The 11,105-nt window shown below is 72.0% G+C and carries 11 protein-coding genes and 1 pseudogene; 7 read left to right on the forward strand and 5 right to left on the reverse strand.

The features are described from left to right. Positions 1 to 7: 7 nt before the first annotated feature. Positions 8 to 451, reverse strand: coding sequence for a universal stress protein (locus ACPWT1_RS08425; protein WP_427914922.1), 444 nt, complete (start codon positions 449 to 451; stop codon positions 8 to 10). A gap of 212 nt (positions 452 to 663) precedes the next feature. On the opposite strand from ACPWT1_RS08425, the gene ACPWT1_RS08430 reads away from it, so the two are divergent. Further along, positions 664 to 1,440: a helix-turn-helix domain-containing protein gene (locus ACPWT1_RS08430; RefSeq protein ID WP_427914923.1), complete on the forward strand. Its 777-nt coding sequence runs from the start codon at positions 664 to 666 to the stop codon at positions 1,438 to 1,440. Between the two features lie 16 nt (positions 1,441 to 1,456). Here the strand turns inward: ACPWT1_RS08430 and ACPWT1_RS08435 are convergent, their stop codons facing one another. Beyond that, the gene (locus tag ACPWT1_RS08435) at positions 1,457 to 2,743 is read right to left on the reverse strand and encodes a trypsin-like peptidase domain-containing protein (RefSeq protein WP_427914924.1); all 1,287 of its coding nucleotides are present in this window, start codon (positions 2,741 to 2,743) and stop codon (positions 1,457 to 1,459) included. 289 nt (positions 2,744 to 3,032) lie between these two features. On the opposite strand from ACPWT1_RS08435, the gene ACPWT1_RS08440 reads away from it, so the two are divergent. Further along, positions 3,033 to 3,443 (forward strand): hypothetical protein, encoded by a 411-nt coding sequence (locus ACPWT1_RS08440; RefSeq protein ID WP_427914925.1) that lies wholly within the window; start codon positions 3,033 to 3,035, stop codon positions 3,441 to 3,443. Positions 3,444 to 3,477: 34 nt separating this feature from the next. On the opposite strand, the gene ACPWT1_RS08445 is transcribed toward ACPWT1_RS08440, so the two are convergent. Continuing rightward, positions 3,478 to 4,059: a DedA family protein gene (locus tag ACPWT1_RS08445; protein ID WP_427914926.1), complete on the reverse strand. Its 582-nt coding sequence runs from the start codon at positions 4,057 to 4,059 to the stop codon at positions 3,478 to 3,480. A gap of 119 nt (positions 4,060 to 4,178) precedes the next feature. Between ACPWT1_RS08445 and ACPWT1_RS08450 the strand changes: the two genes are divergently transcribed. Both ACPWT1_RS08450 and ACPWT1_RS08455 read left to right on the forward strand, forming a co-directional pair. After that, positions 4,179 to 6,719 carry a cation-translocating P-type ATPase gene (locus ACPWT1_RS08450; protein WP_427914927.1) on the forward strand — a complete coding sequence of 847 codons (2,541 nt, stop codon included), beginning with the start codon at positions 4,179 to 4,181 and terminating at the stop codon, positions 6,717 to 6,719. 54 nt (positions 6,720 to 6,773) lie between these two features. Continuing rightward, on the forward strand, positions 6,774 to 7,430 hold the full coding sequence (locus ACPWT1_RS08455) for a DUF6515 family protein (RefSeq protein ID WP_427914928.1): 657 nt from the start codon (positions 6,774 to 6,776) through the stop codon (positions 7,428 to 7,430). Between the two features lie 15 nt (positions 7,431 to 7,445). Here ACPWT1_RS08455 and ACPWT1_RS08460 read toward each other — a convergent pair whose 3' ends face one another. Then, a complete protein-coding gene (locus tag ACPWT1_RS08460) occupies positions 7,446 to 8,435 on the reverse strand; it encodes a zinc-dependent alcohol dehydrogenase family protein (protein ID WP_427915526.1) in 990 nt (329 codons plus the stop codon). 112 nt (positions 8,436 to 8,547) lie between these two features. Here ACPWT1_RS08460 and ACPWT1_RS08465 point away from each other — a divergent pair. From ACPWT1_RS08465 to ACPWT1_RS08475, 3 genes and pseudogenes are all read left to right on the forward strand, one after another. Beyond that, a pseudogene (locus ACPWT1_RS08465) lies at positions 8,548 to 8,646 on the forward strand (hypothetical protein); the annotation flags it as partial. 149 nt (positions 8,647 to 8,795) lie between these two features. After that, positions 8,796 to 10,301, forward strand: a complete 1,506-nt coding sequence (locus ACPWT1_RS08470) for a PHA/PHB synthase family protein (protein ID WP_427914929.1) — start codon at positions 8,796 to 8,798, stop codon at positions 10,299 to 10,301. Between the two features lie 86 nt (positions 10,302 to 10,387). Next, entirely contained in the window at positions 10,388 to 10,681 is a 294-nt protein-coding gene (locus tag ACPWT1_RS08475) for a hypothetical protein (RefSeq protein WP_427914930.1), read from the forward strand. On the opposite strand, the gene ACPWT1_RS08480 is transcribed toward ACPWT1_RS08475, so the two are convergent. Beyond that, positions 10,678 to 11,061, reverse strand: coding sequence for a TraR/DksA family transcriptional regulator (locus tag ACPWT1_RS08480; RefSeq protein ID WP_427914931.1), 384 nt, complete (start codon positions 11,059 to 11,061; stop codon positions 10,678 to 10,680). The genes ACPWT1_RS08475 and ACPWT1_RS08480 overlap by 4 nt on opposite strands. Positions 11,062 to 11,105 lie beyond the last annotated feature (44 nt).

Below are 11,105 nucleotides of genomic sequence, written 5' to 3' on the forward strand. Positions count from 1 at the left end.
GCGCGGACTATCGCAGGACCAGCACCGGAATCGCCCCGTGCGTCAGCACGTGCTGCGTCTCGCTGCCGAGCAGGAGCCGCTTGATGCCCTTGCGGCCGTGGGAGGCCATCACCACGAGGTCGCACTTGTTCTTGCGGGCCGCGCCCACGATGGCTTCGGCAACCAGGTTGGACCGCACCGTGATGGCCTTGGCCTTCACGCCCACCTTCTCTGCGGCATGACCGACCTCGTCGGCCATCGCCTGTCCGCGCACCGCCCACTTCTTCTCGATCTGCGCGGCGTCGCGGGGCAGGACGCCGATGGCGCCTTCGACCAGGGAGAGCGGGTAACGCGGCACCACGTGCAGCGCCACCACCTCGGCCCCCATGGTGGCTGCAAGGTCGATCGCGCTGCGCGCGGCCTTGCGGGACAGGGTCGACCCGTCGGTCGGGACGAGGATGCGCTTGTACATGGGTCCTCCAGGCAGTAGTCCTCGACCATAGGCCGCGCCCCCGTGCCGCGTGTTGATCGGCGTCAAGCCCGACGCAGGCGCACTCAACGGTCGGCTAGGACGATTCCTAGTCCCCCTCAGCCGGCGCACCCCCCAGTTCCGGACGACACCGATGGCGAGGCAGGCCGGCAGCAACGAGAGTGAGATCGTCGCCAATGCCCAGGAGGGCCACCATGCAGACCATCACTCACCCGGTGTCCGCCGCGTTCCGCGCATTTCCCATCGTTCGCATGGAGACCGCCCAGGAGTCCACGGGCGCGCAGTGCTCCAGTTGCCGCTTCAAGGGCCTGTGCCTGCCCGGCGGGCTGGAGCCGAGCGACCTGGCGCTGATGGACGGCATGACGTTCGCCCAGCGGCGGCTGCAGGAAGGAGAGGCGCTCTACCACGAAGGCGAGGACGCCAGGTTCATCTATGCCGTGCGGATGGGAACACTCAAGTCCAGCATCCTGTCGCGCGATGGACGCGAGCAGGTGACCGGGTTCCCGGTCGCCGGGGAGGTCCTCGGGCTGGACGGGCTGGCGACGGGAACGCACGCCAGCAGCGTGCACGCCCTCGAGGCGTCGCAGGTCTGCACCATCCACTTCGCGACGCTCTGCGAGCTGGCGCGCCGCAGCGCGCGCGTCCAGCAAGTGATCACGCGGCTGCTGAGCCGCGAAATCGTCCGCGAGCAGGAGCACATGACCCTGCTCGGTGACTCGGATGCGGGCCATCGCCTGCAGGGCTTCCTGCTGAACATCTCGCGCCGCATGGCCGAACGCGGTTACTCGGCCAGCGAATTCCACTTGCGCATGTCGAGGGCCGAGATCGGCAGCTACCTCGGCATGACGCTGGAGACCGTGAGCCGCGCCTTCTCGGCCCTGCAGCGGCAGGGCGTGCTCGAGGTCGACCGCAAGCACGTGCGCATCCACGACGTGCAGGCGCTGGCGCAGGCGTTCGAGACGGTCGACTGAGCCCGGGAGCGGCGCCCTATCGCCGCTGCACCACGAGGTAGCCTGCCCGCGAGCCCCGGCAGACGAGCAGGGCCACGCCGTCGCCCGGCGGTGCGGCGGCCAGCGTGCGGTCGAAGTCGTCGCGCGATGCGACGGCGCGACCGCCGATGCCGCACACGCGGTCGCCGGGGACGATGCCGGCGATCAGGGCCGGCCCAGATGCCGCTTCGACCAGCACGCCGCGATGAAGGTCGCCGGCGGTGCGCGCCGGCGCGAGTTCGAGGCCGAGGCGTGGTGCCGGCGGCAGCGCCTTCGCCGCCGCAGCATTCGTCGGCGGTTCGAGGCGAACGTCGATGTCCTCGTGGCGCCCCTGGCGCCAGACGGTGAGCCGCAGCGTGCGGCCGGTGGCGAGCGGCACGTCGTCGATCGCGAGGCTCGCCGGCTGGCCGTCGATGGCGGCGACCACGTTGCCGGGCACGAGTCCGGCGGCGGCGGCGGGGCTGCCCGGCCGCACTTCGGCCACCAGCGTGCCCTGCACCTCGGGCATGCCGAAGGCGCGCGCCAGGTTGGGGGTGAGAGGCTGCGTGTGCACGCCGATGGCGGAGCGCCAGGGTGCACGGCCGGCCCGCAACGCGTCGACGACGCGCAGCGCCGTCTGGATCGGCAACGCGAACGACATCCCCACCGAGCCGCCCGCGTCCGAGAAGATCATGGTATTGATGCCGACGACGCGGCCTGCCGCATCGACCAGGGGGCCGCCGGAATTGCCGGGGTTCACGGCGGCGTCGGTCTGGATCAGCGGGTAGTCGCTGGCGATCGGCACGAAACGCGGATAGCTGCTCACCACGCCGACGCTGGCGCTCTGGGCAAAGCCGAACGGCGCCCCGACGGCCGCGACCCAGTCACCGGCGCACACGGGCTGCGTCGCACTGGCCAGGTCGACGCCCGGCGCGTGGCCGGCCGTCACGTGCAGCAGAGCCAGGTCGGCACCGGCATCGATGCCCACCACGCGCGCTTCCAGCGCCTGGCCCGTTGCCGTGTAGACGCGGATCGACCGCGAGCCCTCGACCGAATGGGCGGTCGTGAGCAGATCCCCGTCGCTGCCGAGGAAGAAGCCCGACGACACGGCCCGGTCGATGGCGGCGCCGCCCGGCAGCGGAAGCTGCGCGGGCGCGAGCAGCACGGCCGCATCATCCTCGGGCGGCGCATCCTCGTGGTCGCGCAGCACGACCAGTTCGACCACGCTGGGTGCGACCCGGCTGACGGCCGCGCGGAAGCTGGGCGGTGGTGCTTCGACGGACGCGCAGGCGTCCGCAGCGTGCACGGCGCCGCAGGCGCCCAGCCATGCGGCTAACAGCAGCGCGAAAGAACACGGGAGACGAAGAGAGCGAGGGCGCATGCGCGCATCCTGCCGCAGGCGTGTCGCCTTGCCCTTGCGCAAGCTCAAGCGGTGTTTCTACAGGCCCGGGTGCAGCGCATCGCGTTCCGCTGAGCTGCGGCCGTCGATTTGACGTGGATCAACCCGGAGCGGGTTGGCCGCCCGTCGTCGGTGGCCTCCTACACCGCGGCCAGGGGCCGCTGCCGACCATCGGCGTTCGTCCCGGAGGTATTCCATGCTGGTGTCCAGCAACAGCTCGTCTGCAAGCCCCGACCGCGTCTGGTCGATCATGATGTCCCAGCTCGAGCGCGCGACGCTGCCGCGCGAGACCGTGCCGCGGCAGATCCTCGAGCGCCGCTATGCCGTGCGGCTCGTCCAGCGAGGCGACCAGGGCGCGCCGCGCGCCGAGGCCGCGGCGGACGCAGCAACAGCGTTCGACGCCATGTCCTGCGTGCTCCTCGCCTGCAGCTGCGTGGCCCGGCAGGTCAGCATGCCGCGCGACGACGGACAGCAGCAGATCTGCTTCGTGACCCGCCAGCATGCAGCCCGCGTGATGGCCCGCCTCGGCCCCGTGCTCGCCAGTTGCAATGAACGGCTGCGGGGCAGCCCCTGGGAAGTCACGGTCACGCGCCTGGACGTGCATTGAGGCATCGGCGTGGCCGGAAGCGCCACGACGGCCGTCATCGCCTCGGCGCGCCGCCCGGTCTTGCCAGCCACCATCGGTGGGCGACGGCGAGGATCAGCGCGCCGCCCGCGACGAGGACCACCAGCAGGCCCTCCAGCCACTGCAGGTCGCCGAGCCATGCTTCCAGGGCATGCCCCGAGAGATAGCCGGCCCCGCCGACCAGCGGTGCCCAGACCGCCGCGCCCAGCACGTTGAACACCGCGAACCGGCGAGGCGACACGCCCAGCGCGCCCAGGGCGATCGGCCCTGCGATGCGCAGCCCGTACATGAACCTGATTCCGAAGATCAGGGCGGCGTCGTAGCAGCGCAGCAGCGTGCCGACCTGCTCGCCGGCGCGCGCCAGCCTGGCCGAGCGTTCCAGCAGCGGGGGCCCCCAGGCGCGCCCGAGCCAGAAGAACAGCTGGTCACCGGTGCTGCCGGCGACGAATGCGATCAGCAGGACCGCGCCCAGGTCGAGGTGCCCCTGGTGCGCGAGGAAGCCGGCCAGCATCAGGATGGCTTCTCCCTCGAGCAGCGTCCCCAGCAGGACGGCCAGGTAGCCGTAATGCTCGATCCAGTCGACCAGCAGGACAGTCATGGCGTTCGGGCACCTCGCGCTGTCCGGAGCGCTCATGCGGCGCGACTTTAGGCGGCCCTGCCGGTCGACGCTTGATCGCCGTCAAGGGAGAGGCGAGGGTCGCTCGTACAGTCCGGACGATGCATGACGCCTCCATGGGGTTGACGGCGTCGGAGGCGCAGGACCGGCTGAGGCAGTTCGGTCCGAACGCGTCCGACGAGACGGAGGACCACCGGCTCAGGACCGTGTTGGCCAGCGTCGCCTCGGAGCCGATGTTCCTGCTGCTGCTGGCCGCCGCCGCCGTCTACCTCCTGATCGGCGACCTCGCGGAGGGGCTGCTCCTCAGCTTCTTCGCAGTCGTGTCCGTCGGGCTGGTGATGTGGCAGCAGTACCGCGGCGAGACGGCCTTGCAGGCGCTCAGGGCGCTCGCGGTGCGGCACGTGCGCGTCGTGCGCGATGGCGAGGTCCAGCGCATCCCCTCGGCCGGCGTCGTCCCCGGCGACCTGATGCTTGTGGCCGAAGGCGAGCGCATCGCCGCCGATGCGGTGCTGCACGACGCCCAGGCGCTCCAGGTGGACGAATCGCTCCTCACGGGCGAGTCGATGCCGGTGCGCAAGCGTGCCGATCCGGCCGCGCTGGAGGATGCCGTCCCCGGCGGCGAGGATTCCGCGCACGTGTTTGCCGGCACGCTGGTCGTCGGCGGACATGGCGTCGCCCGCGTCACGTGTACGGGGCGGCAGACCCAGATGGGCCGCGTCGGTGCCTCGCTGGCAACCATCGACACCGAACCGACGCCCCTGCAGCGCGACCTCGGCCGCCTGGTCCGCAGGTTCGGCTGGCTGGCGATCGGCCTGTGCGCGTGCCTGCTGCTCTGGCACGGGATCGCGATGCAGGACTGGGTGCAGGGGCTGCTGTCCGCGCTCGTGTTCGCCATGTCCCTGCTTCCGCAGGAGTTCCCGATGGTGCTGGCGATCTTCATCGGCCTGGCGGGATGGCGGATGGCCAGGCTGCAGGTGCTCGCGCGCCGGCCGGTGGTGATCGAGGCGCTCGGCGCGACCACCGTGCTGTGCGTGGACAAGACCGGCACGCTGACCGAGAACCGGCAGCGCCTCGACCGCCTGGTCACCGCCGATGCCGATGTGGACCTTGCGTCGGCGGCGTTGCTTCCGCCCTCGGCCGAAGCACTCCTCGAACATGCCATGCTGGCTTCGCGCCGCGGCGGCGTCGACCCGCTCGACCTGGCGCTGCTCGAACGCGGCGACGCCCTGCTCGGCGCGCGCCATGCCGGCTGGAACGTCCGGCGCGAATACGCCCTCGCGCCCGAGCTGCCGGCGATGTCGCAGGTCTGGACACGCGCCGATGGCGTGCAGGTGGTCGCCACCAAAGGCGCCGCCGAAGCCATCGCGACGCTCTGCCGGCTCGATGCGCCGCGGCGGCGCGCGCTGGCCGAACGCGTCGATGCGCTGGCAGGCGAGGGGCTGCGGGTGCTCGCGGTCGCCGGCGGCCGCCTGGATGGACAGGAGCTCCCCGATCGGCAGGAAGGGTTCGCGTTGACGTTCCTGGGGCTGGTCGCCTTCGAAGACCCGCTGCGCGCGGACGTCCCCGAGGTGGTGGCGCGCGCGCACGCGGCGGGCATCGCCGTGGTGATGATCACCGGCGACCATGCGGCCACCGCGCTGGCCGTCGCGCGCCAGGCTGGCATCGACACGCGGGGCGGCGCGCTGTCGGGCGAGCAGCTCGGCTCGATGTCGCCGGAGGCGCTGCGCGAGGCCGTGCGCCAGGTGCGCGTGTTCGCCCGCATCCTGCCGCACCAGAAGCTCGCGCTGGTGCAGGCGCTGCAGGACGACGGGGAGGTCGTCGCGATGACCGGCGACGGCGTGAACGATGCGCCGGCGCTGAAGGCGGCGCACGTCGGCATCGCCATGGGCAGGCGCGGGACCGACGTCGCCCGCGAGGCGGCAGGCCTGGTGCTGCTGGACGAGAAGCTCACGAGCATCCTGGCCGGCGTGCGCGCGGGCCGCCGCACGTTCGACAACCTGCGGCATGCCGCGACCTACATCGTCGCCATCCATGTGCCGATCGCGGGGCTCGCGCTGCTGCCGCTGGTCTTCGGAATGCCGCCGATGCTGCTGCCCGCGCACGTCGTGCTGACCGAGATGGTGGTTGATCCCATGTGCACCTTCGCCTTCGAAGGCGTGCCCGAGCGTGGCGACATCATGCGCCGGCCACCCCGTCCGGCGCGCGACGCGCTGGTAGGCCGGACCACCCTCCGCCAGGGCGTGCTCGAAGGCGCGCTGTTGCTGGCTGCGGTGCTGGCGATCGCGGTCCTCGGCCTGCGCTGGCTGGACGAGTCGCAGGCGCGCACGCTCTGCGTCGTCGCCCTGACCACGGGCAACCTGCTGCTGGTCTGGGTGAACACCGGGCCGCATGGCCGGCGCTCTGCAGCCCAGCGGGCACTCGTCGCCATCAGTGGGGGAACCGCGCTGGTCGTGGTGACCGCGATCGTGTGGCCGCCGCTGCGCGCGCTGCTGCGCTTCGCGGTACCGCCAGCGACCGGGCTTCTCGCCGCGGCTGCGGCGGCCGTGGTGGCGGTGTTGCTGGCCTCGGTGCTGACGGGCGCCCTGGAGCGTGGGCGCGGTCGCACGGTCGGCGTGACGGCCGGGGCGGATCGGGCAGGTTGATGTTCAGATGACGCGGATCAAGGCAGGGCGGGATTGCGCGCCCACGATGCGGGGATGAAACGCCTCGTCCCCACGCTGTCCCTTGCGATCGCGGCCGCGCTGGCAGCACCCGCCCATGCCGCGCCCCACGATGCGCAGCCCAGGACGCATCCGCAGGCGCCACCGCCGCGGCTGCATGCACCCGGCGTGGTGCGGGGGCCCCTGCACCTGGACCAGCGGTACCGGCACGACCTCTACTACCCCGCGCCGGGCTTCACGGTGGCGACGCTGCCGGTGGGCAGCGTGAGCATCGGCTGGCGCGACGGCAACTGGTTCTTCCACGGCGGCGTCTGGTTCCGGCCCGTGGGCGCGAGGTACGTCGTCGCCGCGCCGCCGTCCGGCATCGGCGTCCCGTTCCTGCCGCCCGCGGTCGTCTCGCTGTGGATCGGCGGCGTGCCCTACTACTACGCCAACGGCGTCTACTACGCGACCGCGCCGGAAGGCTACGTGGTCGTGCCGCCGCCGCCCGGTGCCGAGGCGGCGCAGGGTGTCCTCATGCCGCCGACGTTCATCGTCTATCCCCGCAACGGCCAGTCGGCCGCGCAGGCCGACGCCGACCGCGCCGCCTGCAATCAGTGGGCCGGCGCCCAGATGGGGGCCGTCGCGGACCAGGACGTGTTCCAGCGTGCGTTCGAGGCCTGCATGGACGGGCGCGGCTACTCCGTGCGCTGAGCGTGCCGGCCGCCATCACGGCACCAGCACCGCCGCACCTTGCAACGCACCGGCACGCAGCGCCTGCACGGCCTCGGCCGCGTGCGCCAGCGGATAGGGCTGCACGTGCGTGCGCACCGGCACCTGCCGCAGCAGCGCGAAGAACGCCTCGCCGTCCGCGCGCGTGAGATTGGCCACCGAGCGCAGCTGCCGCTCGCCCCAGAGCAGCTCGTACGGGAACGCGGGGATATCGCTCATGTGGATGCCGCCACAGACCACGACGCCGCCCTTGCGCGTCGCGGCCAGCGCCGCGGGCACCAAGGCACCGGCGGGCGCGAAGATCAGCGATGCGTCCAGCAGGCAGGGCGCACGTTCGTCGCTGCCGCCTGCCCAGGTGGCACCCAGGCTGCGGGCAAAGTCCTGCGCGGCCACGTCGCCCGGCCGGGTGAACGCATGCACCTGCTGGCCGCGGGCCACCGCGACCTGGCACACGATGTGGGCCGCGGCGCCGAAGCCCCACAGGCCCAGCCGATGCAGTGCGGGTCCGCCGGCCATGCGCCACGTCCGATAGCCGATGAGGCCGGCACACAGCAGCGGGGCCGCGTGGAGATCGTCGACCGCATCGGGTAGCGCGAGGCAGAAGCGCTCGTCGGCCACGAGGTATTCCGCGTAGCCGCCGTCGCGGTCGTAGCCGGTGAAGCGCGGCTGGTCGCACAGGTTTTCCTGGCCCGCCAGGCAGAACGGGCAGCAACCGCACGCGTGCCCGAGCCACGGCACGCCAACGCGCTGGCCGGCGGCAAAGCGGCGGCTGCCGGCACCCAGGCCCACCACTTCGCCCACGACCTCGTGGCCCGGCACGATGCGGGCGCCGCGCGCTGGCAGCTCGCCGTCGATGAGGTGCAGGTCCGTGCGGCAGACCCCGCAGCAGCGCACGCGCAGCAGGATGTCGCCCGGGCCTGGTTCGGGCACGGACCTGCGCACGGGCGACAACGTGTGCGCCTGCGGGTCGGCCTCCATGGCCAGCATGTCCTTCGGCAGCATGGAGGCATCGTAAGCGCGGGGCCGCGCGGTGTGCGAGCGAGTGGCGCGTCGTTGACATGGCGCAAGAAGGCTGGCGTGCGCCCGGCGACCATGGCCCATGCCCCATCCATCGCTCATCGACGCCTCGCCGGAGGCGTCGCCACTCGACCTGCCGCTCAAGACGGCGCTGGCCCGCTGGGCGCACGGCATCTCGCCGGCATCGCTGGCGATGGCCCATGCGGACTGGCTCACGCACCTGCTGGTGTCACCGTCCAAGCAGGCCCAGCTCGGCTCCAGCGCCCTGCGCAAGTGGCTGCAGTGGCTGGCCTTCGCGGCGCAGGCATGGTCGGCGGGCGAGGTGACCCCGTGGAGCCCCTGCCGGGCGACAAGCGATTCGCGAAGCACGACTGGACCCTGCCGGCCTTTGCGCCGCTCGCGGAGGCGTTCCTGCTCACGGAGCAGTGGTGGGACGAAGCCACCCACGGCGTGCGCGGCGTGTCACGGCACCATGAGGAGGTCGCCGCATTCACCGTGCGGCAGTTGCTGGACATGGCCTCGCCCTCGAACTGCGCCGCCCTGAATCCGGAAGTGCTGGCTCGCACGATCGCCACCGGCGGTGTCAACCTGGTCGCCGGTGCCGCCAACTTCTGGCGCGACGCGATCGCGGTGGCCTCCGGCCGCAGTCCTCGCGGCGTGGAGGCGTTCCGGCCCGGTGAGCACGTCGCGCTCACGCCGGGCAAGGTGGTGCACCGCAACCACCTCATGGAGCTGATCCAGTACGAGCCGTCGACAGTGCGGGCCGACAAGGAGCCGCTGCTGATCGTGCCGTCCTGGATCATGAAGTACTACATCCTCGACCTCACGCCGGACGACTCGCTGGTGCGCTACCTGGTCGGCGAGGGCCACACCGTGTTCATGGTGTCGTGGCGCAATCCCGGAAGCGGCGATCGCGACATCGGCCTCGACGACTACCTGCAGCTTGGCGTGCTCGACGCGCTGGCCGCCGTGCGCAAGCGCCATCCGCGGCAGCAGGTCCACGCGGCCGGCTACTGCCTGGGCGGAACGCTGCTCGCCATCGCGGCCGCGCTCCTGGCCCGGCATGGCGACGCGGTGCTCAAGACGATCACGCTGCTCGCCGCGCAGGTGGACTTCGAGCAGCCGGGTGAACTCGGCCTGTTCATCGACGAGAGCCAGGTCGCGTTCCTGGAGGACCTGATGGCCCGGCACGGCTATCTCGACGGGCGCGAGATGGCTGGCGCATTCCAGTTGATCAATTCCAAGGACCTGGTCTGGTCCAAGCTCGTGCACGAGTACCTGATGGGCGCGCAGACGCCGGTCACGCCGCTTCGCGCGTGGAACGCCGACGCGACGCGCATGCCGGCCCGCATGCACAGCGAGTACCTGCGGCGGCTGTACCTGGAGAACGCGCTGGCCGAGGACAGCTACAAGGTGGCGGGCGAAACCATCAGCCTGAGCGACATCCGGGTCCCGCTGTTCGTGGTGGCGACGGAGCGTGACCACGTCTCGCCCTGGCGCTCGGTCTACAAGGTGCTGCGCATCGCCCACGCGCCGGCCGATTTCGTGCTCGTCTCTGGCGGTCACAACGTGGGCATCGTGAGCCCGCCGTCCGGCCCGCTGGCCTTTTCCGAAGCGAGCTACCGCCATGTGTTCCTGCCGCAGGGAGCAGCGCCGCCGGACCCGGAGGACTGGCTCGCGCACGCACCGCCTCCCACGCGCGGCAGCTGGTGGACCTGCTGGAACGACTGGCTGGGGCAGCACGCGGGCGGGCGCGTGCAGGCCCGGCCCGTGCGCGGTGCCCGCCTCGGCGGACGCGTGGTCGCCGCGCCCGGCACCTACGTCGGCCAGCGATGAGACGGGGCGCGTCGGCCCGGGTTGATGCGCGTCATGCGATCGCGATGACTGGGGCCTAGATTGGCTCCACGCCACTGGAGATGACCATGAGCGCGTTGCACCACCCCGAGGTCCGTGACCTGCTCGCCGCAGCCGGACTGGATCCCGACCTGGCCGAGCAGCCGCAGGCCGATGGCAGCCTGGCCATGGGCCTGCACCTCGTGTTCACGCTGGGCGAGCGGCTCGGACTGGACCTGGCGGCACAGGGCGCGCTGCTGCACTACCTGCGCCGCATCGATGCCCTGGAGCAGCAACTGCGGGCGCTGCATGCGCCGGCGTCGCAGCGGGGGCGCATGGGTTCGCTGGATCGCCCCACGCCCTGGCACGAGCCGCACGGCTAGCCTGGTCGCCAGTGGCTGGCGGCGTGCTCGTGCCGCCCCTGGCACTCTGCGCACAGCGCCGCCGCGGGCATCGCTTCGAGGCGATGCACGGGGATGGGCCGACCGCAATCGGCGCAGTCGCCGTAGCTGCCTTGCCTGATGCGCCGCAGCGCCGCCGCGAGCTCGTCGCGTTCCCGGGCCGCCTGCGCCAGCGCGGCATCGTCGAAGGCCGCATCCGAGTCCTCGGCAGCGGCGTCCTTCATGTCCCGCACCTCGGCCGCGCCCGACGCTTCACCGGTTGCGGCCAGCACAGCAGCGTGCAGGCGCGCATCGAGCTCCTTCTGGCGCTCCAGGATCCGCTCCTCGATGTGGTGCACGTACGCGGTGGTGAGTGTCGACATGGGTGTGGTCCAGTCGGATTGCATTCTGGGCGGCTGGCAGGCAG

Origin of the sequence: Ramlibacter sp. MMS24-I3-19, from assembly GCF_050320135.1 — a bacterium.
In the GTDB taxonomy this organism is placed as follows: Bacteria; Pseudomonadota; Gammaproteobacteria; order Burkholderiales; family Burkholderiaceae_C; genus Ramlibacter.

Excerpts from the sequence above, each read along its gene's own strand:
- ACPWT1_RS08425 (WP_427914922.1), bottom strand. The coding sequence starts at position 451 with ATGTACAAGCGCATCCTCGTCCCGACCGACGGGTCGACCCTGTCCCGC.
- ACPWT1_RS08430 (WP_427914923.1), top strand. The coding sequence starts at position 664 with ATGCAGACCATCACTCACCCGGTGTCCGCCGCGTTCCGCGCATTTCCC.
- ACPWT1_RS08440 (WP_427914925.1), top strand. The coding sequence starts at position 3,033 with ATGCTGGTGTCCAGCAACAGCTCGTCTGCAAGCCCCGACCGCGTCTGG.
- ACPWT1_RS08445 (WP_427914926.1), bottom strand. The coding sequence starts at position 4,059 with ATGACTGTCCTGCTGGTCGACTGGATCGAGCATTACGGCTACCTGGCC.
- ACPWT1_RS08450 (WP_427914927.1), top strand. The coding sequence starts at position 4,179 with ATGCATGACGCCTCCATGGGGTTGACGGCGTCGGAGGCGCAGGACCGG.
- ACPWT1_RS08455 (WP_427914928.1), top strand. The coding sequence starts at position 6,774 with ATGAAACGCCTCGTCCCCACGCTGTCCCTTGCGATCGCGGCCGCGCTG.
- ACPWT1_RS08460 (WP_427915526.1), bottom strand. The coding sequence starts at position 8,435 with ATGCTGGCCATGGAGGCCGACCCGCAGGCGCACACGTTGTCGCCCGTG.
- ACPWT1_RS08475 (WP_427914930.1), top strand. The coding sequence starts at position 10,388 with ATGAGCGCGTTGCACCACCCCGAGGTCCGTGACCTGCTCGCCGCAGCC.
- ACPWT1_RS08480 (WP_427914931.1), bottom strand. The coding sequence starts at position 11,061 with ATGTCGACACTCACCACCGCGTACGTGCACCACATCGAGGAGCGGATC.